This window comes from Streptomyces yerevanensis (genome assembly GCF_000716805.1).
Lineage (GTDB): Bacteria > Actinomycetota > Actinomycetes > Streptomycetales > Streptomycetaceae > Streptomyces > Streptomyces flaveus.
The window spans coordinates 83,625-107,283 of the sequence record NZ_JNWJ01000001.1 but is presented as its reverse complement, the minus strand read 5'-3'; the positions used below and the strand labels follow the sequence as shown (position 1 = coordinate 107,283).

The following is a 23,659-nucleotide window of genomic DNA, read 5'->3' as shown; positions in this document are numbered from 1 at the left end:
CGGCGGAGCCGCACATTGATACAGCCCCGCGCCCCTAAGAGGCCTGCGGCCTCCTTAGGGGCGCGATCGACTCCAGCGTCGGTACCACCGGCTTGATCGTGCCGTCCGCCGCGAACTCCATGCGGTCGATCGTCGTCTCGCGGTGTGTGCCGTCTCCGCCCGACTTGCCGGGGCCGTTCAGCGCGAAGCGGTGGTAGACCATGTACCAGTCGTCCGTGCCGGGGGCGTTCACCACCGAGTGGTGGCCGGTGGCCTTGATGCCGTACTCCGGGCGCTTGGAGAGGATCGTGCCCTTCTTGGTCCAGGGGCCGAGCGGGGACGGGCCGGTGGCGTACGCGACGTGGTAGTTCTCGCTGCGCGTGTCGTCCTCGGACCACATGTAGTAGTACGTGCCCTTCCGCTTCACCACGAAGGCGCCTTCGCGGAAGTTGTCCGGGGTGATGTCCTGCACCTTGGTCGCGTCGAACGACACCATGTCGTCGTTCAGCGGGACGACATAGCCGCGACCGTTGCCCCAGTACAGATACGACTTCCCGTCGTCGTCCGTGAAGACCGAGGGATCGATCATCTGGCCCTGGAACTGGCCCCCCTTCGCGACCAGCGGCTTGCCCAGCGCGTCCTTGAACGGGCCGGCGGGGGAGTCCGCGACCGCGACGCCGATCTGCTGCTCGGCACAGAAGTAGAAGTAGTACTTGCCGTCGCGCTCCGCGATCGCCGGCGCCCAGGCGTTCTTATCGGCCCAGGACACGTCAGGGCCCAGGTCGAGGATCTCGCCGTGGTCCTTCCAGTGCACCAGGTCCTTTGATGAGAAGGCCTTGAACTTGGTCCCGCTCCAGCCGGGGAAGCCGTCCGTCGTCGGGTAGATCCAGTAACGGCCGTTCATGTACTTGACGTCGGGGTCCGCGTAAAGGCCGGGCAGGACGGGACTGCGCGTAGGCACCGCCTCCACCGTCCACTTGCGGCTCGTCCCGTCCGCCGCCGTCACGGTGTACGTCTGCGGCTTGCGGAAGTCGCGGCGCGTGCCCGAGGCCGGGCTGACCTTGGCGCCCGCGCCGATCGCCAGCTTCGGCGCAAGGCGCCTGAGGGCTGCTTCATTGACGTCCGGCTCCATCGGCAGGACGACCTTGTTCGCGGCCTCCGTGACGATCGCGTAGCCCTCCTGGTCCTTCGCCGTCACGTCCACGATCGAGGTGGGGCTCGCGGGATACGCGGCCAGCAGCCGGTCGTACTCCTTCTGCGTCACCGGCATGACCGTGCCGTGCCGCGGGCTGGTGGGGAGCTGGTAGTTCTGCGACGGGGTCCACTTGCCCGAGTCGAGGTCGGTGGTCTCGAAGGGGAGGTAGCCCCGGCCGCCGTACTCGTCGATGAACAGGTACCACTTCTCCTCGGTGTTGGACTTGAACACCGTCGGGCCCTCACCGCGGTCCATCGCCCCGTTGCCGATGCAGTCCGCGACGAAGTCGTACTTCGTGGAGGTCAGCGTCCTCGACTTCTCACCGGTGATGAACTTCGCGCAGGGGCTGGAGGAGTTCGGGTCGCGCTCGTCCTTGGTGTAGCGGTAGTAAGTGCCCTTGTGCTGTACGACCGTTGAGTCGATGACCGAGTAGCCGGGGTCGTTCCAGACCTTGGGCTCGCTGAAGGTGCGGAAGTCCTTCGTGGTCGCGTACATCATTTTGTTGTACGTCGAGCCCGTGTGGTCCGGGTCGTCGTCGGCGTACAGCTTCGAGGCCCAGAAGACGACGAACTCGCCGAGCGTCTCGTCCCAATAGGCCTCAGGGGCCCAGGTGTTGCCCGCGTTGTCGGGGGAGACCTTCACCAGGCGCTGGTCGGTCCAGTTCACCAGGTCCGTGGACTCCCAGACCATGATGGACTTGCTGCCGTGGCGCTGGACGTCGTCCCAACTGCCGCTGCTGTTCTGGTACATGCGCAGATCGGTCGCGATCATGTAGAACTTGTCGCCCTCGGGGGCGCGGATCACGAACGGGTCCCGCAGGCCCTTCTCGCCGATGGTGGAGGTGAGCACCGGCTTTCCGGCGTTCAGCTCCCGCCAGTGCAGCGGGTCGTTGCCGCGGCTGAGGGCATAGCGGATCTGCTCGCCGTCGGCCGTGCCCTCACCGGTGAAGTACGCGAAGAGATAGCCCGCGTACTTCGGCTTGGCCTTCTGCATGGCTCTCTCCGCTTCGCCGGCGGGCTGTGCTCCGGATTGTGCTGGACTCGGCGGGGCTGCCAGCAGGCTCAGGAACAGGGCGAGCAGCGCTGTCAGGGACGTCAGGAGCGTGCGGGCGGTGCGGGGTCGCATGACACATCCTGTGGGAGTCTGGTGGTTTCTGTTGGGCTGAACTGCCCTGGAGTTTCACCAGTGGGGGACGGTGCGTCAATCGGTGCGACCGGGACCGGGGTGATCGAAAGTTTCGATTGCTTTTCGCGTGGGCCCGGCAACCTTTTCCGGCCATGGCGGCGACCTGGGTGTACAGAGGTGAGCCCTCGGCCCGCCTCTCGTCCCTAACCTCCAGGAAAGGAACGCCCCGTGCTTCAGAGCACTGGACGCCACCGCAGGACCCGCACTATCTCCATCGCCGCAGCGGTGGCCGTCGCCGCGGGGGCGGGCGGCGTTCACCTCGGCCTCTCGGAGGACGGAGCCAGCGCCGCCGCCCCCACCAAGACGGTCACCGTGTCCAGCACCGTTCAGCTGGAAGCCGCCGTCAAGACCGCCACGGCCGGCACCGTCATCCAGGTGCGCGGCGGCACGTACTACCCGAAGCGAACCCTCAAGTCCTCGGTGAACGGCACCAGTTCGGCCCGTATCACCCTCAAGGCCGCTCCTGGGGCGAAGGTGCGGATCGACGGCTCGAAGCTGCCCGACGGCTCCTGGCTGGCCGGGATCTACGGCGACTACTGGACCGTCCAGAACATCACCTGGCAGAACTCGCCGGCTCAGGGCTTCGTCGCCACCTCCTCCGTCGGCGGAGTGTTCAAGAACCTCGTCACCGCGAACAACGGCGACTCCGGCTTCACCCTGCGCGGCGACGGCACCACGAACAACCTCGTGCGGAACCTGGACAGTCACGGCAACTACGACCCGTCGGGCCACGGTCAGAACGCCGACGGGATCGCCGTCAAGTTCGGCTCCGGCACCGGCAACAAGATCACCGGCGCCCGCCTCTACAACAACTCCGACGACGGCCTCGACCTGTGGCAGTTCTCCAGCCCGGTCACCATCGAGCACTCCTGGGCGTACGGAAACGGCGGGAACCGCTGGAAGGACCCGGACTTCGAGGGCAACGGCAACGGCTTCAAGCTCGGTGGCGGAGGCGCCTCGGTCGCCCACGTCGTCACCCACAACGCGGCCTGGAACAACACGAAGCACGGCTTCACCGAGAACTCCAACACCGGTGCCATGAGCCTGAACCGCAACACCGCCTACGCCAACGCGGGCTCGGGCTACTACTTCGCCACCGGCAAGGCCCGGCTCGGCAAGAACCTCGCGGTGCGCAACAAGGGCGGTCTGAGCAAGCTCGGCCCGTCCACCGTCTCCGCGGGCAACAACTGGGACAAGGGCATCGCCACCCCGGCCCTCAAGTCCACGAAGGCGTCCACCGCGTACGGCGCCCGCAAGCCGAACGGCTCGCTGCCCGCGACGACGTTCCTGACGACGGGCTCCACCACCATCGGTTCGACGATGAACTGATCCTCCCGCTCCCCCCACGGGCCCATCTCCCCCCACGGCCCATGAGAACGCCCCCGCCGAGACCTCCCAAGTCCGGCGGGGGCGTTCCTCTTGCTACTGGCCCGCGTGGGGGTGGCTCAGGCCAGCAGATCCATGCAGTCGAACGACGTGCCCGGGCTGAGGAACCCGGTTCCAGAAGAGCCGCTGACGATGTTCAGCTTCAGCACGTTGTACTGACTGGTGTCCGACTTCCACGCGCTCGTCGGCACGTTGTACGTGAACGTGTGGTTGTTGCCCCGGTACGAGCCCGTCGTCAGGGACCGTGTCGAGGGCTGCGACGGCGCCGAAGGGATCGCCGACACCCAGTCGTTGACCGTCACGCGCGGACGCCCGTTGATGAGGGCGGTGGTCACGCCGATGCGCAGGGTGTGCGCTGCGGCGGCCTGGGCGGCGGTCAGCTTGAAGTAGACGAGGATGCCGTCGTTGACGTCCTTCCACATGTACGCCGGGAACGACGCGGCCGCGTCACCGCTGCCGATGGTGACGTTGCCCGTCCACTTCGACGCGCGCACGTCGGACGGATGCGCGTACGTCATCAGCTTGGCGTTCTTGAACTCGCCGGGCGTACCGTCCCAGTTCCCGAGCCGCCAGATCGTGTCGGCGCTGCTCGGGTCGCCGCTGACGGTGAGGGAGTTGAGGGCGGTGGTACCGCCCGCCGTCACCTTCGCCTCACGGGTGTGCACGGCCAGTTCGCCCTTGAAGACGGTGAGCGTGTACGTCCCCGGCAGCATGCCCGCGCAACTGAAAGCACCCGTGCCCGAAGCGGCCTTCGTCCAGTACTGCGCGTCGTCGTTGGCGAAGCCCACGGTGTACGCGTGGTCGGCGTCCATGCCCTTCAGACCGACGCCCGACACCTTGCCGCGGCCGGCCTTGCCGACCCAGCCGGAGATGCCGAGGCCGTCCACCCACGAGGTGTCGAGGTTCTTCGCGAACAGCGACGACGCCGGCGTACCACCGTCGGTGAAGGACAGGACGTACGGACCCTGCAGACCGAAGCGCATCGCCTCGGTCTGCGACTGGTTGTAGTGCAGGATCTCGTACAGGCCCACGCCGCCGTCGTTCGAGTGGCGCAGCAGCGAGCGGTAGAACGGGCCGCCCGACGCCTTCTCGTGGTTGGAGCGGACCATCCAGAGCCCCACCGAGCCGGTGGTGTAGCCGATGTAGTCGTAGTCCATGACCCGCACGCCCGAGTAGTGCTTGGAGCGGGTCTGGCCGTTCGACTTCTTCCAGACGTCGCCCGCCTCGATGATCGTGTCGGAGGCCTCCACCCAGGAGTCCGGGCCCTCGTTCGGGAAGATCCCCGCCTTGATCCGGGCGATGTAGCGGGTCGCCGTGAACGACGTGTCGGCCTTGTTCGTCCACATGAAGACGTTGTTCTGGCCCTTGCGCGCCGCGTAGTAGTGCTTGAGCGTGCCGTGCACCACGCTGACCAGGATCGTGTTCCCGGACTGCTTGATGGTCACGGTCGACGAGCCGAGCCCCGACTCCACGTGCGAGTGCCTGCCGCCGTAGCCCTCGTACTCCTTGCCCTTGTAGACCAGCGAGGTCAGATCGCCGGTCGACTTGGAGACCTTGAAGACGAGGGAGGCGCCCGTGTCGATCACATGGTTCTTGCCGTCGTCGGAGTGACCGAAGGTCGCGGCCGACGCCGAGGAGAGCAACCCGGTGCCGGCCGCGACCGCCGCGCCGGAACCGGCCACGCCCACGGCGGACGCGGCAAGCAGCCGACGACGGGTGAGGTGCTTTCTGTGCGTGCTCAAGAGTGGTGCTCCAGGTGCTGGATCACGTGGCTACTTGTACGTGATGTCCGATGGCTTGTAGTTGCAGTGCGTGCCGTCGGCGTCCGAGCCCGCTTCCTGAGGCTCGTCACCGGAGTTGTTGCCCTTGTACTTCTGGCACGGCACGATCTTCTTGCCGCTGTCGCCGGTGATCGTGACCTTGCGCAGGGCCGCGGAGTCGCCGTAGTTGCTGTTGATGCCGACCAGACGCCCGCCGGGAGCGGTCACCTGAAGGCCGTTGAAGATCACGCTGCGCTTGTACTGCGTCGAGCAGTTGCCGCAGGAGCGGTAGAGGGTCTTGAAGTCCTCCACCACGAAGTTCGAGACGACGAGCTTGCCGCCGCCGTTGTGCTGGAGGACCTTGTCGGCGGCGTGCTTCGCGCCGCCGCCCTTGACGATGAAGGTGGCCGAGTTGCCGCCGCGGAAGGTGGCGGCGTCCTCGCCGACGTCCTCCCACCAGACGTTCTGCAGCGTGCAGGTGCCCTTGCAGTGGACGCCGTCGGCACCGGGCTTGCCGATGACGACGTTCTTCAGCGTCGCGCCGTCCGCGAGCTCGAAGATCGGATCCCCGCCCTCTTCCTGACCGTCACCGGCCAGATCGCCGCTGCCGTAGAAGCGCTTCATGCCGCCGTCCCGGACACCGCTCACCGAGATCGTCTTGGAGACCGGCTCGCTGCCGTTGGGGGTCGGCCACTGGGCCGCGGCGTTCGCCGACGACATTAAGGTGCTGGCGAAGACTGCCGCTCCGGTCAGGCCTAACGCGGACACGCCGCCGATCACGGCATGTGTCCGGTTGAGCCTGCGGCGGTGGCGTGCGCGCTGCTGTGTTTCTGAACTCATGTCCCGTTCCTTGAGTGGGGGGGGGGAGAGACCTTGCGTCTCTCTGGTTGCCACCCGGTAGGAAGGGGTTGCCGGTCCTCGGAACTTTTTTGCAGCGACCGCTCGTTATGAGCTTTCCGAGCCGCCGGTCATGAACCGCCGGTCATGAACCGCCGGTCATGAGCCGCCGGTCATGAGCCGTCGTCAGTCGCCGGTCATGAATCTTCGTCGTCGGAGTCCTGGCTCGCGAAGTCGCCCTGCACGGCCACCTGTTCGCCGTCGGCCGTCGCGGTCGCCGCATAGCGGTCGTCGCCGGCGTCACGGCCGCCGCGGTCATGGTCGTACTGCCCGGCGAACACGAACTCACCGGCCGGGACCGTACGGCCCTCCTTGAGCACCCATGTGTAGACGAGGAAGCCGTCCCGCTCGCCGACCGTCAGCTCGAAGTCGCCCTCGGGCAGCGAGCGCCAGGCGCCCGTCGAGTTGACCCCGCCGGTCTGCTTGATGCGCAACTGGACGGTCAGCGACGTGAGTTGCTTGTCCGACTTCACGGTCACATTGCTCTGCGCCCAGAAGTCGTTGCTGTGCGGATCGACCGAGCCGTCCGACCACAGCGGGCCCTCCTCGGTGCCCGCGTCCGCGGGCGGAGTGACGGCCGGGGGCGGCTCGGGCGGCTTGACCGGCGGTGACTCGGCCGCGGTCGGCTGCTCGGGACGCGGGGAACTCGTCGCGTCCGGCGAGATCTCGCCGCGGCTCGACTCCTCCACCGACGGCTCGGGAGTCGGCGTGACCGCGACGGTCTGCTGGGTCTTGTCCTCCTCCTTCAGCGCGGACGCCGCCGCATAGCCGCCCACCGCGAGCACGCCCGCGACAGCGGCCGTGGCGCCGACGACCCGCGCCCAGCCGAGCACTTGGGGCCGCTGCGCAGGGCGCCGGGAGGTCTCGGCATCCGCCATGCCGCGCTCGATGCGGGCCAGGATGCGCGCACGGTCGGGCTCATGAGCGCCGGCCGCCTCACGCAGCCGGGCGCGCACCTTGCCATGTGTGTCACGCCGCCCGGTCACGAGTTCCCCCCTCCGGTGCCACCGGTGCGCAGCACCGCCGCGTGCACGTGGCTCGGGCCGTCCGCACTGCCCAGCAACCGCTGCAACTCGGCCATCCCCTTCGACGTCTGGCTCTTCACCGTACCGACCGAGATGCCGAGGGCGAGCGCGGTGTCCTTCTCCGAGAGGTCGAAAGCATGCCGTAGCACCACACATGCCCGCTTGCGGAACGGCAGACTGCGCAGCGCCCCCTGGACATCGACCACGGCCGGGACGTCCGGGTTCTCGCTGCTCTCCTCGCGCTGCGACCAGAACAGCGTGATGCGTCTGCGTTCACGCACCGCGCTGCGGATCCGGCTGCGGGCCAGATTGGCGACCACTCCGCGCGCGTACGCCACCGGATGGTCCGCCGCCCGCACCCGGTCCCAGCGGTGCCACATGGCGAGCAGCGCGTCCGCCGCCAGATCGTCGGCGGCGTCCGACTCGCCGGTCAACAGATGGGCCAGCCGCGCCAGTTCGGCATAGTGCCGCTCGAAGAAGTCGTGGAACTCCACGGAGGCTGCGTCGTCGACGACCGTGCCCACGGGCGACCTCTCCCCTGCTGAATCCGGACAGTACGGTTGACCTGCGTGCGCCGTGCCTGCGTAGTGCGTATACGGACCCCGTGTGTCACCCGTGAAGGAATGGTGCCCCTGTGGGGTGAGAATCGAGAGAGTAGCAGGCGTCCGTACAGGACTTCGAAGGTCGTGCGGTAGGCCGAACCCCATTCCGTAACACGGAGAAAACCCGAAAGCGGATCAACACCGGGAACAATCCAGCCAGCATCCGCACACCCAGCACGTAGTAACGAGGAGCATCCGCATGTCCGGAGCACAGAAGGTGACCGACCGGCCGAGTGCCGCACCACCCCCGGCGAACAGTGTCGACCGGTTCTTCAAGATCTCTGCAAGGGGATCCACCTTCGCCCGGGAGATCCGCGGCGGTTTCGCCACGTTCTTCACGATGGCGTACATCCTTGTCCTGAACCCCATCATTCTGGGCAGCGCCGAGGACAAGTTCGGGCAGCGGCTCGACAGCGTCCAACTGGTCACCGCCACCGCCCTGGTGGCCGCGGTGATGACCATCATCATGGGCATCGGCGGCAATCTGCCACTCGCCCTCGCCGCCGGGCTCGGCCTCAACGCCGTCGTCGCCTTCCAGATCGCCCCGCTGATGAGCTGGGCCGACGCGATGGGCCTGATCGTCCTCGAGGGCCTGCTGATCTGCGTGCTGGTGGTGACGGGCCTGCGCGAGGCCGTCATGCACGCGATACCCCAGCCCATGAAGCAGGCGATCAGTGTCGGCATAGGCCTGTTCATCGCGTTCATCGGCTTCGTCGACGCCGGGTTCGTGACCCGCATCCCGGACGCGGCGAACACCACGGTGCCCGTGCAGCTGGGCGCCACCGGCGCGCTGACCGGCTGGCCGATGCTCGTCTTCTGCCTCGGGGTGCTGCTGACCATCGGGCTGCTCGCCCGCAAGGTCAAGGGCGCCATCCTGATCAGCATCGTGGCCATGACGCTCCTGGCGATCGTCATCAACTGGGCGGCCGACATCAAGAGTTGGGGCCTGACCACGCCCTCCTGGCCGGACAAGGTGGTCGACACCCCCGACTTCGGGCTGATCGGCGACTTCAGCCTGTTCGGCGCCTTTGGTGAGGCCGGCGCGATCACCGTCGTCCTGCTGGTCTTCACGCTGATCCTGTCGGACTTCTTCGACACCATGGGCACGGTCGTCGGCGTCAGCGCCGAGGCCGGACTGCTGGACGAAGACGGCAAGGTCCCCAACCTCGGCCGCGTGCTGCTGATCGACGGTGCCGCCGCGGTCGCGGGCGGTGCGGCCTCCGCCTCGTCCTCTACCTCGTACATCGAGTCGGCGGCGGGCGTCGGCGAGGGCGCGCGCACGGGCTTCGCCAACCTGGTCACCGGTGGTCTGTTCGCCCTGGCCCTGTTCATGACCCCGCTGCTGACCATCGTCCCGCTCCAGGCGGCGGCCCCCGCTCTCGTCGCGGTCGGCTTCCTGATGATGACCCAGGTCAAGTACATCGACTGGGACAAGTACGAGATAGCCATCCCCGCGTTCCTGACGATCGCCGTGATGCCGTTCACGTACTCGATCACCAACGGCATCGGGGCGGGCTTCGTCGCGTACGTCCTCATCAAGTCGGTGCTCGGGAAGGCTCGCGAGGTCCACTGGCTGCTGTGGGGCGCGTCGGCGCTGTTCCTGGTGTACTTCGCGATCGACCCGATCGAGCAGCTGCTGGGCGTCTGAGGCCCCTGAGGCCCTGACGTGCGAAGGCCCCGGCCCGGAGGATTCAACGAGCCGGGGCCTTCCCCGAGACCGCTTAGTTCTGCTGGAGCGCCGCCTCCATCATGGCCTTCGCGACCGGCGCGGCCAGCCCGTTGCCGCTGACTTCCGACCGGGCCGCGTTCGACTGCTCGATGATCACGGCGACGGCGACTTCCTTGCCCGTGGAGTCGTCCTTCGCGTACGACGTGAACCAGGCATACGGCGTCTGGCTGTTGTTCTCGCCGTGCTGGGCCGTACCCGTCTTGCCTCCCACGGTCGCGCCGTCGATCTGCGCGTTCGTCCCCGTGCCGTCGTCGACGACCGTCTGCATCGCCGACTGCAACTGCTCGGCCGTGGACGAGCTGACGATCTCCTTGGTGTCCGTGTTGTCGTCGTAGTTCTCCAGCGCATTGCCGCTCGCGTCGCTGATCTGCGACACCATGTGCGGCGAGACCAGCTCACCGCCATTGGCGATGGCCGCCGACACCATGGCCATCTGCAACGGCGTCGCCTGGACGTCGAACTGCCCGATGCCCGACAGCGCCGTCTGCGCCTTGTCCATGCCGGACGGATAGACGCTCTCGTACGCACGCACCGGAACGTCCTGCTCCCCGTCGTTGAAGCCGAACTTCTCCGCCATCTCCTTGACCTTGTCCTGGCCCAGGTCGACGGCCATCTTCCCGAAGACGTTGTTGCACGAGTACTGCAACGCGACCCGGATCGTGGCGTCCTCACAGGGCGCCGACGGGTTCTCGTTGCCCAGCACGCGGGTCGTGCCCGGCAGCGGGTACGGGTCCGGGCTGTCCGTCTTCTCGTCCACCGACGAGTACCGCCCGTCCTCCAGCGCGGCAGCCGCCACGACCAGCTTGAACGTCGAGCCCGGCGGCAGCGGCTGACGCAGTGCCCGGTTCGTCATCGGCTTGTCCGGATCCTTCGTCAGCTTCTCCCAGGCGGCGGAGTCGTCGGAGCCGCTGATCTCGGACGGGTCGTACGAAGGGGTCGACACGACACCGAGGATCTTGCCGTTCGTCGGGTCGATGGCGACGGCCGCACCCTTTGTGTCGCCCAGCGCGTCATACGCGGCCTTCTGCACATCCGGGTCGATCGTCGTGATCACGTCACCCGGGTCGGCACGCTTGCCGGTGACCGCGTCCATCGGGTTCTTCAGCCGGTTGTCCGTGCCGTCGAGCAGGTCCTGGTAGACGCCCTCCAGCTGTGTCGCCCCGTACACCTGCGAGCTGTAGCCCGTGACCGCCGAATACAGCGCGCCGTCCTTGTACGTCCGCTGGTACTTGAGGTCGCCGCTGTCCGTCTCCGCGGACCCGGTGATCGCGTCGCCGGCCACGATGATGTTCCCGAGCGGGTACGCGTACTGCTCGATCACGTTCCGCCGGTTGTTCTTGTTCTCCGCGAGTGCCGTGCCGTCGTAGAACTGCACCCAGGTCGCCCTGACCAGCAGGGCGAGCACGAGCAGCAGCGTGAAGACGGAGGCCCGTCTGATCGTCGTGTTCATCGCGTTCTGAAAGACGAGCGGGATGCGGGGATTCGTTCCCGTCGGTCCGGCTTTCTCATCCGGGCTTCATGAACCGCGTGGGGGTGCGCGGCTCAGCTGTCCAGGATGAGGACCACCTCGTCGATCTCCGCCCCGCGCGCGTTCGCGTACCCCTTGGCATGCGCGGTCACGCGAAAACCGCACTTCTCCAGGACGCGGCGCGAACCCGCGTTGTCCGCGGCGGCGCGGGCGTACAGCGGGCGTTCGGGGACCTCGGCGAGCAGGGCCCGCAGGGCGCGCGTGGCGATGCCGCGGCCCCAGTACGCGCGGTCGATCCAGTACGTCACCTCGCGCTCGCCCGGCTCGCCGTACACCGCCGCGCTGCCCACGACGTCGCCGTCGGCGAGGACCGTGCGATTGACCACGTCGGACGAGGCGCGGATCCGCTTCCAGTGGGCGTCGAAGGCATCCCAGTCGGCCGGGTCCTTGACCGTGAACGCGGCCATCAGGGCGGCCTCGGGATCGTTGATCTGCCGGAAGAACACCGGCAGATCACTGTCATGGACCTCGCGGAGCACGACCTCCACGTCAGACATGTCAGAGCCTCCGGGTGGCGAGCGTCAGCCGGTCGCGGGCGTCGAACAGGGCGTCCTTCACCATCTGCTCGTGCGCGGGTGTCAGCCGCGCCACCGGTACGGAGCAGCTGATGGCGTCGCGCGCGGGCGTACGGTACGGAATCGCGACGCCGAAGCAGCGCAGCCCCAGCGTGTTCTCCTCGCGGTCCACCGCGAAGCCCTGCTCCCGCACCTGGTGCAGCTCCTCGATGAGCTTCTCCCGGTCGGTGATCGTGTGCTCGGTCAGCGCGGGGAGCGTCTCCGGCAGCAGCTTGCGTACCTGCTCGTCCGTGTGCGTGGCCAGCAGCGCCTTGCCGAGCGAGGTGGAGTGGGCGGGCAGCCGGCGGCCCACGCGCGTGAAGGGGCGGAGATAGTGCTGGGACTGGCGGGTCGCGAGATACACCACATTCGTGCCGTCCAGCCGCGCCAGGTGGATCGTCTCCGTAGTGTCGTCCGAGAGCCGGTCCAGGGTCGGTCTGGCCACGGCCACCACCTCGTCGCCGTCGATGTACGACGTACCGACGAGGAGGGCCCGCACCCCGATGCCGTACCGCGTGCCCGTCGCGTCCGTCTCGACCCAGCCGAGCTCGACGAGCGTACGAAGCAACATATACAAACTGGACTTGGGGTAACCTACGGCCTCCTGAACGGCGGCCAGGGAATGCATTCCTGGTCGGCCGGCGAAGAACTCCAGTAGTTCCACAGTCCGCACCGCGGACTTGACCTGCGCCCCGCCGCCTGTCTCGCCTGCCGACATCGCCCTTGACCCCTTCGTTCGACGGGAAATAGTCTCCGAGACATATTCACCATCAGAGACAGTGTTCAACATATCGAACGCCCTGGTGAGTGACACAAGAACTGCGGCATCACATAAGAACTGCGGCATCACATCTTCTGGAGGAACCCCCGGTGGCAGCAGCACCAGTCTGGAGTGTCGACCCCCGAACCGGGAAGCAGCGTGAACAGGTTGCGGTGGAAGCCACAGCCCAGGAGGTGGACACGGCCGTCCGCGCGGCTCATGCCGCCCGGGGAGCCCTTGCCGACCGCACGGTCCGCTCGGCCTTCCTTCGCAGCGCCGCGGAACTGCTCGAAGGCGCCAAGGACCACCTCGTGGAGGCCGCGGACGCGGAGACCGCGCTCGGCCCGGTCCGGCTCACCGGTGAACTCGCCCGTACCTGCTACCAGTTGCGGGCCTTCGCGGACATCGTCGACGAGGGCGCGTTCCTCGACGTAGTGATCAACCACCCCGACGACACCGCGACGCCGCCGATCCCGGACCTGCGCCGCTACAAGGTGCCGCTGGGTGTCGTCGCCGTCTACTCGGCCTCGAACTTCCCCTTCGCCTTCTCGGTCGCGGGCGGTGACACCGCGAGCGCGCTCGCCGCGGGCTGCCCGGTCGTCGTCAAGGCGCACCCCGACCACCCGGGGCTGTCCGAGCTGGTCGCGGCGACGCTGCGGCGGGCCGCCGAGCAGCACGACATCCCCAAGGGGGTCGTCGGGCTCGTGCACGGCTTCGAGGCGGGCGTCGAGCTGGTCAAGCATCCGCTGGTCTCGGCGGCCGGTTTCACCGGTTCCGTACGGGGCGGTCGTGCCCTCTTCGACGCGGCTGCCGCCCGGCCCGTGCCGATCCCGTTCCACGGCGAGCTGGGTTCGCTGAACCCGGTCGTCATCACCGAGGCCGCCGCCGCCGAGCGTGCCGAGGCGATCGGTACGGGGCTCGCGGGCTCCATGACGCTGGGTGTCGGCCAGTTCTGTGTGAAGCCGGGGCTCGTTCTCGCGCCGACGGGTGCGGCGGGTGACCGGCTGCTGAAGTCCCTCACCGACGCGGTCAGCAACACCGACGCGGGTGTGCTGCTGGACCATCGGATGCGCGACAACTTCGTCGCCGGGGTGGCCGAGCGGGCCGAACTTCCGGACGTGGACGCTCCGGTGACGCCGGGTGCGGGGAGTGAGCACACGGTGAGCCCCGGGTTCCTGACCGTGCCGGCGGGCAGGCTTGCCGCCGAGGGGGAGCACGATCTGCTTCTGGAGGAGTGCTTCGGGCCGATCACCGTTGTCGTTCGGTACGAGGACGACTCTGAGGCAGGCGCCGTCCTCTCCCGGCTGCCCGGCAACCTCACCGCGACCGTGCATCTCTCTGCCGAGGAAGCGGCGGGGGAGGGGCGTGGAGCGGAGCTCCTTGCCGAGCTGACGCCGCTCGCGGGGCGCGTGCTCGTCAACGGCTGGCCCACCGGTGTCGCTGTGGCTCCGGCTCAGCATCACGGGGGGCCGTACCCCGCGACGACGTCGACGTCCACGTCTGTGGGCGGTACGGCTATCGAGCGGTGGCTGCGGCCGGTTGCGTATCAGAACGCGCCCGAGGCGCTGCTGCCCGCCGAGTTGCGCGACGACAACCCGCTGGGGCTGCCGCGGCGCTTCAACGGGCGGCTTGAGCGGTAGCGCTCCGCTGGGGGCGGGGGATGCGGGTAGCGCCGTAGGGGTGCGGTTCGCTGCGGGCTGCGGGCCGGTTGTGGCTGGTCGCGCCCCGCGGCGGAGCCGCACAGTGTTACAGCCCCGCGCCCCTGAAGGGGCGCTGTTGTGGCCGCATGTTTCACAGCGCCCGCCCCCTGCGGGGCACAGTGCCGCGTCCCTTTCGGGGCGCGGGCGTGGACCTGGGAGACTCACCGCATGGATCTCGAAATACCCGAACTTCCCTTCTCACTCCGTAGTTACGGCCCCGACGGGCACTGGTCGTACGAGGACGGGGTGCTCACCGGATGGGCGGGGGCGCGGCAGGACCGGTTTGTGCCGCCCACTGATGAGGCGCTGGACCCCGCGGCCGACGCGCCTCGGCTGCTCGGGGCGCCGGAGGGGGACTTCCAGCTGATCGCCCGCGTCACCGTCGGCTTCGCCGGGGCCTTCGACGCGGGCGTGCTGTACGTACACGTCGCCGAGCGGGAGTGGGCCAAGCTCTGCCTGGAGAACTCGCCGGATGTGCCGACCGTGTGCACGGTGGTCACCCGTGGCCACTCCGACGACGCCAACTCCTTCACCGTGGAGGGAAGTTCGGTCTGGCTGCGGATCAGCCGCACGGGCCGTGCCTTCGCCTTCCACGCCTCCAAGGACGGCAAGCGCTGGACCTTCGTGCGCCTGTTCACCCTGGCTGACGAGAAGGCCTCCGGAGCGGCCCTCGTCGGCTTTATGACGCAGTCGCCGATGGGGGAGGGGTGCGTGGTCACGTACGACGGCATCGAGTTCCTCCCGGACTGGCCGGCGGACCTGCGGGACGGCAGCTGATTCCTGACGGCGGGATTTCGCCTCTCCCGCATCGCCGGGCCCCCGTGCCATGCTGCCCGGCATGGCCACTGACACACACCGGACCCAGACCCTGCCCGACGGCCGCCCCGTCCCGATCATGACCGGGCCGGAGCGGCCCATGCTGGAGAGCTGGCTCGCCTTTCACCGCGCCACGCTGGAGCTGAAGTGCCGAGGGCTGGACGACAGCCAGCTGCGGCTGGCCTCCGCCGAGCCGTCGGAGCTGACCCTGCTCGGGCTGGTCCAGCATCTCGCCGAGGTCGAACGGAACTGGTTCCAGCGGGTGTTCGCCGGGCTCGACGTGCCGACCGTGTACGGGGGCGAGGTCGGGGACATGGACGGCGGCACCGCCCTCGACCCGGAGCGCGGGCTCGACGAGGCGCTGGCGAACTGGCGGCGGGAGATCGCCCGGGGGCAGGAGCTGTGTGCGGGGCGGTCGCTGGACGACACCGGACGGATCGCCGGCGGCCCGATGGCCGGGCTTGAGGTCAGCCTGCGCTGGATCCTCATCCACATGATCGAGGAGTACGCCCGTCACAACGGCCACGCGGACATTGTGAGGGAGCGTATCGACGGGGTAACCGGCGCGTAATTGAAGAATTCATTCCGCCTTTATGTCGCCGACCACCCGATGCTTGTTCGAGTGCAGCTTCCCGTCTTCTTCTGCCCGCTTTTTTCGAGGCTAAACGCTAAGATTCCGTGAACGTCAACCTCGTAATTCGGGCAGGTCTCGTGGCGGTTACGTATCTGTGACGCAATGCACAAGGTGCCCGCTTCCTCCCGTATTTTCCGGACAAACAGGTTGCTTCTGCCGTCCCAACGCGCGGCATCCGCGCACGCGCGATAACATAGAAACGGCGCTCATGTAACCCCATCCGGCGATGCGATTTCAGCTTTCTCTCGGTAAATTTAATCCGCATGACCGCCGCACAAGCAGACCTGCAAGCGGAATTCCTGGAAATGCCGGAGGGGCTGCGGATCGACCGTCCGGAGGTGGTGGACGGGGCCGCGCTCTGGCGCATCGCCAAGGACTCCAGAACCCTCGACCTGAACTCCTCGTACAGCTACCTGCTGTGGTGCCGTGACTTCGCCGGCACCTCGGTGGTGGCGCGCGACAAGGAGGGGATGCCGGTCGGTTTCATCACCGGGTACGTCCGGCCCGACCAGCCGGGCACCCTGCTCGTCTGGCAGGTGGCCGTCGACGCCGCATACCGCGGGCGCGGCCTCGCCGCCGCCCTGCTGGACGGACTCACAGCACGAGTAGCCCACGACCACGGCCTCGAAACCGTCGAGACCACGATCACCCCGGGCAACGCGGCCTCCGAGCGCCTGTTCACCTCGTACGCCGCACGCCACGGAGCGAACGTCGAGCGTGAAGTGCTGTTCGCCGCAGGGCAGTTCCCGGACGGCTCGCACGACCCCGAGGTGCTGTACCGCATAGGACCGCTGAACCTCCGACCGGCTGACCGGGCGCTCAGAGCCGACCAGGCCGACTGAGCGCCCGGCCGACCAGCCGGCCTACGGACCGAACCGACCGACCACGGCCGATCCGACCAGCAGATTCAGCACACCCAGCAGATCCATCAGATCCGAACGACCGGGCCTGACCACCCGGTTCACCCCCAGGACTTCATCTCCCAGGAGGAGATTCGCTGTGACCATCACCCAGCCCGATCTGAGCGTCTTCCAGACCCTGGAGTCGGAGGTGCGCAGCTACTGCCGCGGCTGGCCCACCATCTTCGACCGCGCGCAGGGCAGCCGCATGTACGACGAGGACGGCCACGAGTACCTGGACTTCTTCGCCGGTGCCGGGTCACTCAACTACGGCCACAACAACCCCGTACTCAAACGCGCCCTCATCGACTACCTGGAGCGCGACGGCGTCACCCACGGTCTCGACATGTCGACGACCGCCAAACGCGCCTTCCTCGAGTCGTTCCAGAACATCGTGCTGCGCCCGCGCGACCTGCCGTACAAGGTCATGTTCCCGGGCCCGACGGGCACCAACGCCGTCGAGTCGGCGCTGAAACTGGCGCGAAAAGTGAAGGGCCGGGAAGCGATCGTGTCGTTCACGAACGCCTTCCACGGGATGTCGCTCGGCTCGCTCGCCGTGACCGGCAACGCCTTCAAGCGGGCCGGAGCGGGCATCCCACTCGTGCACGGCACGCCCATGCCGTTCGACAACTACTTCGACGGCCAGGTCCCGGACTTCCTCTGGTTCGAGCGACTCCTCGAGGACCAGGGCTCCGGCCTGAACCAGCCCGCCGCCGTGATCGTCGAGACCGTACAGGGCGAGGGCGGCATCAACGTCGCGCGTCCCGAGTGGCTGCGGGCCCTGGCCGAGCTGTGCGAGCGTCAGGACATGCTGCTCATCGTCGACGACATCCAGATGGGCTGCGGCCGCACCGGCGCGTTCTTCTCCTTCGAGGAGGCGGGCATCACGCCGGACATCGTGACCGTCTCCAAGTCCATCAGCGGCTACGGACTGCCCATGGCGCTGACCCTGTTCAAGCCCGAGCTGGACATCTGGGAGCCGGGCGAGCACAACGGCACGTTCCGCGGCAACAACCCCGCTTTCGTGACGGCCGCGGCGGCCCTTGAGACGTACTGGACCGACGGGCCGGCCATGGAGAAGCAGACCAGGGCCCGCGGCGAGCAGATCGACCAGGCACTGATCTCCGTCTGCGAGGAGAACCCCGACGACATCAAGGAGTACCGGGGCCGCGGCCTTGTCTGGGGCATCGAGTTCCACGACAAGGAGCGCGCGGGCCGCATCGCCCAGCGGGCCTTCGAACTCGGCCTGCTCATCGAGACGTCGGGCCCGGAGAGCGAGGTCGTCAAGCTCCTCCCGGCGCTCACCATCACGCCCGACGAGCTGGACGAGGGTCTGCGCACCCTCGCCCGCGCCGTACGAGAGACGGCGTGACCGCAACCGCCTGAAGGAGGCACTGCACCACCGTGATTGTCCGTTCGTTCAAGGACCTCGAAGGCACCGACCGGCACGTCAAGTCCGCGTCGGGCACCTGGGAGAGCAAACGCATCGTCCTCGCCAAGGAGAAGGTCGGCTTCTCCCTGCACGAGACGATCCTGTACGCCGGCACGGAGACGTCGATGTGGTACGCCAACCACATCGAGGCCGTCGTCTGCGTGGAGGGCGAGGCCGAGCTCACCAACGACGAGACCGGGGAGAAGTTCACCATCACCCCCGGCACCATGTACCTCCTCGACGGCCACGAGAAGCACACGATGAAGATCAAGGAGGACTTCCGCTGCCTCTGCGTCTTCAATCCGCCGGTGACCGGCCGGGAGGACCATGACGAGAACGGTGTCTACCCCCTGCTGACCGAGGAGGTCTGAGAATCATGACCATGACGCTCACCGATCTGTATCCGAGCCGCGGCGCCGCCGAGGTGTCCGTACCCCGCCAGGACCCGGTCGTGTGGAGCGCGCCGGGCGCCCCGGGCCCGATCGAGGCGGCCGACCTCCAGGCGTTCGAGCGCGACGGCTTCCTCTCCATCGGTCAGCTCATCGACGACGACGAAGTCGCCGTCTACCACTCCGAGCTGGAGCGGCTGGTGAGCGACCCGGCGATCCGCGCCGACGAACGCTCGATCATCGAGCCGAAGTCGCAGGAGATCCGGTCGGTCTTCGAGGTCCACAAGATCAGCGAGGTCTTCGCGCGGCTCGTGCGCGATGAGCGCGTCGTCGGGCGGGCCCGGCAGATCCTCGGCTCGGACGTGTACGTCCACCAGTCGCGGATCAACGTCAAGCCCGGCTTCGGGGCGAGCGGCTTCTACTGGCACTCCGACTTCGAGACCTGGCACGCCGAGGACGGCCTGCCGAACATGCGCACCGTGTCCGTCTCGATCGCGCTGACCGAGAACTACGACACCAACGGCGGCCTCATGATCATGCCGGGGTCGCACAAGACGTTCCTCGGCTGTGCGGGTGCCACGCCGAAGGACAACTACAAGATGTCGCTGCAGATGCAGGACGCGGGCACGCCCTCCGACGAGGCGCTCACCAAGTTCGCCCAGGCGCACGGCATCAAGCTCTTCACGGGGCGGGCCGGCTCGGCGACCTGGTTCGACTGCAACTGCATGCACGGTTCGGGGGACAACATCACCCCGTTCCCGCGGTCGAACGTCTTCATCGTGTTCAACAGCGTGGAGAACGCGGCGGTGGAGCCGTTCGCGGCACCGGTCCGCCGGCCTGAGTTCATCGGGGCCAGGGATTTCACTCCGGTGAAGTGACGTACAGGTGAAGTGACGTACAGGTGAAGTGACGTACGGCTGATGGGGCGGCACCCTCGTTGAGGGTGCCGCCCCTCGTGCGTCGACAGGCCAGGACGTACAGCCAGGACGTACAGCCAGGACTTACAGCCAGGACAGCGCCGCCGCCCGCTCCAGTACGTTCCGTACGGCGTCCTCGTCGCCCGTCGCGCCCCTCGGGACCTCGGCGGGTGCGTACCGTCCGCCGACGAGCAGGCAGAAGTCGACGGGTTCCAGGACGAGTTCGGCTCGCACGGGTTCGTCCTCGGAGCCGAGCACCCACTGGGCGTCGCTCTCGCCGCCGGCCACCGCGAACAGCACCGGGGGCGCCGTGGTCCCCAGCGCCATGCCGAGGATGCGGACGGCGAGCCGGACCAGCTGCCAGAGGTGCTCCTCGGGCGGCGGCGGTACGGCGAGGCCCAGCGCACGGCCGATGTCGTCCGTGTGGATCCACGCCTCGAAGGCCCGCACGAGGAAGTGATCGGCGACGGGCAGCCGGATCCCCATCAACGTCGTGGCGAGCGCGGCACGTTCGGGATCCCGGGCCTCGGGCGTGGCCAGCAGCGCGGCTGCCTGAGCGGCCCACGCGGTCACCGTCTCCTCGGGGCCGCGCTGACGCTCGTACGCGATCACATCGGCGGTACGCGCGCTCCAGGCCTCCTCCCAGCTCGTCCCCTCCGGGACCGGCGAGGCGGGCACGCGCGCGTCGAGACCAAGGCGCAGCGCCAACGGCTCGTCGGCGGCGAGGAGATGCGCGAGTGTCGCGTGCGCGTCCCAATCGTGCACGACCGGTGTGCTCCAGCGGCCGTCCAACTCCCGCACCAGTGCCTGGAGTCCGGCGACGGCGGCGGCGTACGGGGCGGCGTGCGCGGCGACCCGCGGCACGGCGGGCCGGGCGCGCAGCGCGAGGGCGAGTACGCCCTCCGGCTCTTTCGAACCGTTGCTCATGGCCGTTCCCCGCGGCCCGTCCAGCAGCCGTACCGCCTCCCGCAGCCGCTCCGCCTCCACCGCGCAGCTCTCGCACTCGGCGAGATGCCGCGGCACCGCCTTCTCCTCCTCCGGCCGCAACGCGCCGAAGGCCCAGGCCCCCAGCAGCTCACGTACCCCGTCGTGATCAGTGGTCACCGCGCACCTCCCTTCCCGGCTTCCCGGCCGCATCCGTCCATCATGCGCCCCTTTCCAAGGCCGGATCCGGTGGGTCCGCCATGGACTCGGCCAGCTTGCGCAATGCGGAGCGCAGCCGGGTCTTGGCGGTGCCTTCCGGAATGCCGAGTTCGACGGCGGCCTGGCGGTAGGTGCGGCCCGCGAAATACGCGAGGTGCACCACCTCCCGCTGGTGCTGCGGGAGTTCGGCGAGCGCGGAGTGCAGCAGGAGCGAGCGCTCGCGGTCGACGACCGTCTCGTCCGGGCCGGGGCCCGTGTCGGGGATCGCCTGCAGTGCCGAGTCGTCGGCGCCGGCGGCCTTGCGGTGCCGGGCCTCGCTGCGCACCCAGTCCACGGCTCGCCGGTGCGCCAGCACGGACAGCCAGGTACGCAGCGAGCCTCGGCGCGCGTCGAACCCGTACGGCCTGCTCCACAGCTGGGCGAAGACCTCCTGAGCCACATCCTCGGCGGCGGCCGGGCTGCGCGTCACCCGGACCGCCACCCCCCGGACGAGCCCGCTGTACGCGGCGTACGCCTCGGTCAGCGCGGACTCGTCGCCGTACACCAGCCGCCGCTGCAACTCCGCGTCGGCGGCCGGTTCGACGGACGACGTCCCCGTGGTCTCCAACGGCTCCACCCCCTGGTGCCTTCCTAGCGTCCCCGGCGGGCCCACGCCAGTGGTTCAGGCGGACAGGACATCCAGCAGGCGGTCGACGTCGGCGGGCGTGTTGTAGAGGTGGAAGGAGGCACGCAGGTTGCCCGCGCGGTTGGAGACCTGGATCCCGGCCTTGCCCAGCTCGGGCTGGAGGTGGCCGAGGCCGGGCACGGACACGATCGCCGAGCCCGGCGCGGGCAGGGCTTCGTGGCCGAGACCGGTGAGCCCCGCCCGGAAGCGGTCGGCGAGGGCGAGGTCGTGGGCGTGGATGGCGTCGACGCCGAGTTCCTCGATGAGTTCGAGGGAGCGGCGCAGTCCGGCGTAGCTGAAGAGAGCGGGGGGCAGATCGAACCGCCGGGCGGAGTGGGCGAGTTCGGCCACGGGGCCGTAGCAGCTGTCCCACGGGTGCTCCCCGGCGACCCAGCCGGCCAGGATCGGCGTGAGCCCGCCGAAGTCCTCCGGCACGACGAGGAAACCAGCTCCGTGCGGGCCGAGCAGCCACTTGTAGCAGACGGAGGAGGTGTAGTCGTACGCCCCAGCCTCCATCGGCAGCCAGCCGGCCGCCTGGGAGAAGTCGACGTACGTACGGGCCCCGTGCTCCCGGGCCGCCTCGCGCAGCGTGGCCAGGTCGGCGATCCGGCCGTCGGCGGACTGCGCGGCGCTGACCGCGACGAGTGCGGTGCCGGGCCGGACGGACTCGGCGATCCGCTCCAGGGGCACGGCCCGCACCTTGAGGTCCGTGCGGACGTGGAAGGGGTTCACGACGGAGGCGAAGTCGTCCTCGGCGGTGAGGACTTCGGCGCCCGCGGGCAGCGAGGCGGCGACAAGCCCGGTGTAGGCGCTGACCGAGGACCCGGCCGCCACCCGGCCTACCGGGACTCCGGCCAGCCGGGCGAAGGAGGCCCGGGCGGCCTCCACATCGGCGAACAGCGAGTCCAGCGGACTGCCGTCGGCCCGGAGCGCCGCGGCCTCCTGCAGGGCGGCGACGGTACGGGCGGGCAGCAGCCCGCTGCTCGCGGTGTTCAGAAAGGTGTTCTTCGGGGCGAACTCGGTCCGGACGAGGCTCTCGAAGGTCTCCATGGGACCACTGTGAGCCCTCGCTGTCCCTTGGTCCATTGCGATTATTTACGTGATCCCGCTAAGGAACGCTTATACGTCGCCCCTGACCTGCGCGGTTTCTGTGGGCGGTCTCTCAGTGCTGCGGCACCGCGCATCCGTCGGGACCGCAGGCGTCCGCGTCGCCGTCCTGGATCAGCTTCAGCGGCGAGCGGTTGCCCCACGCCTGCTCCAGCGCCTGCCCGAAGGTCTCGACGGGCTGGGCGCCCGAGACGCCGTACTTGCGGTCGAGGACGAAGAAGGGAACGCCGTTCGCACCGAGCTCGGCGGCCTCGCGTTCGTCGGCCCGGACCTCATCGGCGTACGCGTCCGGGTCGGCGAGCACCTTGCGGGCGGCGTCCGCGTCGAGCCCGGCCTCGACGGCCAGCTCGGTCAGATACGCGTCGGCGTCGATGTAGAGGGACCGTTCCTCGACGAAGTTCGCCCGGTACAGGATCTGGAGCAGCTCGCTCTGCCGTCCCTGCTCCTTGGCGAAGTGCAGCAGCCGGTGCATGTCGAAGGTGCTGCCGTGGTCGCGGCCCTCGGTGCGGTACTCCAGCCCTTCGGCGGCGGCCAGCGAGCCCAGGTTCTCCTCGCCCGCCCGGGCCTGCGCCTCGCTCATCCCGTACTTCTTGGTGAGCATCTTCAGAACGGACTCGTTGTCACCCTTGGCCCGCTTCGGGTCGAGCTCGAAGGAACGGTGCACCACCTCGATCTCGTCCCGGTGCGGGAAGGCGTCAAGCGCCTTCTCGAAGCGGGCCTTGCCCACATAGCACCAGGGGCAGGCGATATCGCTCCAGATCTCGACGCGCATGTCTTCGGCTCTCCAGCTCGCACGGGTACGCGAAGGCTCCCTCCGCTGGGTGCGTGAACGTTCAACCGGCTCAGGTCATTCCCCGTTCACCGCGTAGGTCAGCGACAGGTGGTGGTCGCCTTCGCGGGGCGGCTGCTCCGGATCGGGGACCCAGCCCTGGCGGGCGTAGAAGGCCTGAGCGCGTTGGTTGTCGACGTGCACCTCGAGAGTCGCCGTCCGTTTGCCGTCGGCCCGCCACTGCTCGACGCAGGCCGCGTGCAGCTCGGCGCCGATACCGGAGCGCCAGTGGCCGGGGTCGATGTGGAACTGGAACAGCTTGACCGAGTCGGCCGGGGCGCCTTCGGCGGTGCGGAAGGAGGCGATGCCCACGAGACGGGTGGCGCGTAACGCGCACAGCACGTGGCCGTCAGGGCGCTCGATGGCGTCGCGCCAGACGGCGGGCCAGTCGGTGCCGTCGTCCGGCAGGCCGTCGGGGTAGTAGGTGGCCCGGGCGCGCCTGTGCAGTTCGGCCACGTTCACGGCTTCGGCGGGGAGGGTGGTCCTGATCACCAGGGCCTTGACGGTTCGGTGTGTTCTGATCATGCCG

General features: G+C 68.6%; 22 protein-coding genes. 9 read left to right on the top strand and 13 right to left on the bottom strand.

From position 1 onward, the window contains the following. Nucleotides 1-34 precede the first annotated feature (34 nt). On the bottom strand, nt 35-2,299 hold the full coding sequence (locus tag OP79_RS00510) for a glycoside hydrolase family 43 protein (protein ID WP_033317835.1): 2,265 nt from the start codon (nt 2,297-2,299) through the stop codon (nt 35-37). A 228-nt stretch (nt 2,300-2,527) separates the two neighbouring features. Here OP79_RS00510 and OP79_RS00505 point away from each other — a divergent pair, with 228 nt between their 5' ends. Next, entirely contained in the window at nt 2,528-3,688 is a 1,161-nt protein-coding gene (locus OP79_RS00505; RefSeq protein ID WP_033317834.1) for a right-handed parallel beta-helix repeat-containing protein, read from the top strand. 116 nt (nt 3,689-3,804) lie between these two features. On the opposite strand, the gene OP79_RS00500 is transcribed toward OP79_RS00505, so the two are convergent. From OP79_RS00500 to OP79_RS00485, 4 genes are all read right to left on the bottom strand, one after another. Beyond that, nucleotides 3,805-5,487, bottom strand: coding sequence for a rhamnogalacturonan lyase B N-terminal domain-containing protein (locus tag OP79_RS00500; RefSeq protein ID WP_033317833.1), 1,683 nt, complete (start codon nt 5,485-5,487; stop codon nt 3,805-3,807). Between the two features lie 30 nt (nt 5,488-5,517). Next, nucleotides 5,518-6,345 carry a pectate lyase gene (locus OP79_RS00495; RefSeq protein ID WP_033317832.1) on the bottom strand — a complete coding sequence of 276 codons (828 nt, stop codon included), beginning with the start codon at nt 6,343-6,345 and terminating at the stop codon, nt 5,518-5,520. 194 nt (nt 6,346-6,539) lie between these two features. After that, nucleotides 6,540-7,388: a hypothetical protein gene (locus tag OP79_RS00490; RefSeq protein ID WP_033317831.1), complete on the bottom strand. Its 849-nt coding sequence runs from the start codon at nt 7,386-7,388 to the stop codon at nt 6,540-6,542. Further along, a complete protein-coding gene (locus OP79_RS00485) occupies nt 7,385-7,951 on the bottom strand; it encodes a SigE family RNA polymerase sigma factor (RefSeq protein ID WP_033317830.1) in 567 nt (188 codons plus the stop codon). The genes OP79_RS00490 and OP79_RS00485 overlap by 4 nt, the downstream gene beginning before the upstream one ends. Before the next feature lie 277 nt (nt 7,952-8,228). Here OP79_RS00485 and OP79_RS00480 point away from each other — a divergent pair, with 277 nt between their 5' ends. Beyond that, nucleotides 8,229-9,677, top strand: coding sequence for an NCS2 family permease (locus tag OP79_RS00480; protein ID WP_033317829.1), 1,449 nt, complete (start codon nt 8,229-8,231; stop codon nt 9,675-9,677). A gap of 73 nt (nt 9,678-9,750) precedes the next feature. Here OP79_RS00480 and OP79_RS00475 read toward each other — a convergent pair whose 3' ends face one another. The 3 genes from OP79_RS00475 to OP79_RS00465 form a co-directional block, all read right to left on the bottom strand. Beyond that, a complete protein-coding gene (locus OP79_RS00475; RefSeq protein WP_033317828.1) occupies nt 9,751-11,208 on the bottom strand; it encodes a peptidoglycan D,D-transpeptidase FtsI family protein in 1,458 nt (485 codons plus the stop codon). 92 nt (nt 11,209-11,300) lie between these two features. Next, nucleotides 11,301-11,774, bottom strand: a complete 474-nt coding sequence (locus tag OP79_RS00470) for a GNAT family N-acetyltransferase (RefSeq protein ID WP_033318108.1) — start codon at nt 11,772-11,774, stop codon at nt 11,301-11,303. A gap of 10 nt (nt 11,775-11,784) precedes the next feature. After that, nucleotides 11,785-12,558: an IclR family transcriptional regulator gene (locus OP79_RS00465; RefSeq protein ID WP_033317827.1), complete on the bottom strand. Its 774-nt coding sequence runs from the start codon at nt 12,556-12,558 to the stop codon at nt 11,785-11,787. 152 nt (nt 12,559-12,710) lie between these two features. On the opposite strand from OP79_RS00465, the gene OP79_RS00460 reads away from it, so the two are divergent. The 7 genes from OP79_RS00460 (at nt 12,711) to thpD (ending at nt 19,348) form a co-directional block, all read left to right on the top strand. Continuing rightward, nucleotides 12,711-14,240, top strand: coding sequence for an aldehyde dehydrogenase (NADP(+)) (locus OP79_RS00460; protein ID WP_078491538.1), 1,530 nt, complete (start codon nt 12,711-12,713; stop codon nt 14,238-14,240). Nucleotides 14,241-14,468: 228 nt separating this feature from the next. Continuing rightward, complete coding sequence (locus OP79_RS00455; protein ID WP_033317825.1) at nt 14,469-15,077, top strand: DUF1349 domain-containing protein; 609 nt, start codon at nt 14,469-14,471, stop codon at nt 15,075-15,077. Between the two features lie 61 nt (nt 15,078-15,138). Then, on the top strand, nt 15,139-15,687 hold the full coding sequence (locus OP79_RS00450) for a DinB family protein (RefSeq protein WP_033318107.1): 549 nt from the start codon (nt 15,139-15,141) through the stop codon (nt 15,685-15,687). A gap of 326 nt (nt 15,688-16,013) precedes the next feature. Continuing rightward, a complete protein-coding gene (gene ectA, locus OP79_RS00445) occupies nt 16,014-16,592 on the top strand; it encodes a diaminobutyrate acetyltransferase (RefSeq protein WP_051744277.1) in 579 nt (192 codons plus the stop codon). Nucleotides 16,593-16,749: 157 nt separating this feature from the next. Next, entirely contained in the window at nt 16,750-18,021 is a 1,272-nt protein-coding gene (gene ectB, locus OP79_RS00440; RefSeq protein WP_033317824.1) for a diaminobutyrate--2-oxoglutarate transaminase, read from the top strand. Nucleotides 18,022-18,053: 32 nt separating this feature from the next. Continuing rightward, nucleotides 18,054-18,452, top strand: coding sequence for an ectoine synthase (locus OP79_RS00435; protein ID WP_033317823.1), 399 nt, complete (start codon nt 18,054-18,056; stop codon nt 18,450-18,452). Between the two features lie 5 nt (nt 18,453-18,457). Further along, nucleotides 18,458-19,348, top strand: coding sequence for an ectoine hydroxylase (gene thpD, locus OP79_RS00430; RefSeq protein ID WP_033317822.1), 891 nt, complete (start codon nt 18,458-18,460; stop codon nt 19,346-19,348). Nucleotides 19,349-19,471: 123 nt separating this feature from the next. Here the strand turns inward: thpD and OP79_RS00425 are convergent, their stop codons facing one another. The 5 genes from OP79_RS00425 to OP79_RS00405 form a co-directional block, all read right to left on the bottom strand. After that, complete coding sequence (locus tag OP79_RS00425; protein WP_033317821.1) at nt 19,472-20,491, bottom strand: maleylpyruvate isomerase family mycothiol-dependent enzyme; 1,020 nt, start codon at nt 20,489-20,491, stop codon at nt 19,472-19,474. A 40-nt stretch (nt 20,492-20,531) separates the two neighbouring features. Further along, nucleotides 20,532-21,137, bottom strand: coding sequence for an RNA polymerase sigma factor (locus tag OP79_RS00420; protein ID WP_106972266.1), 606 nt, complete (start codon nt 21,135-21,137; stop codon nt 20,532-20,534). A gap of 54 nt (nt 21,138-21,191) precedes the next feature. After that, nucleotides 21,192-22,244 (bottom strand): aminotransferase class V-fold PLP-dependent enzyme, encoded by a 1,053-nt coding sequence (locus OP79_RS00415; RefSeq protein WP_033317819.1) that lies wholly within the window; start codon nt 22,242-22,244, stop codon nt 21,192-21,194. 112 nt (nt 22,245-22,356) lie between these two features. Continuing rightward, a complete protein-coding gene (locus OP79_RS00410) occupies nt 22,357-23,073 on the bottom strand; it encodes a DsbA family oxidoreductase (RefSeq protein WP_033317818.1) in 717 nt (238 codons plus the stop codon). 75 nt (nt 23,074-23,148) lie between these two features. Then, nucleotides 23,149-23,655, bottom strand: a complete 507-nt coding sequence (locus OP79_RS00405) for a GNAT family N-acetyltransferase (protein WP_211270707.1) — start codon at nt 23,653-23,655, stop codon at nt 23,149-23,151. Nucleotides 23,656-23,659 lie beyond the last annotated feature (4 nt).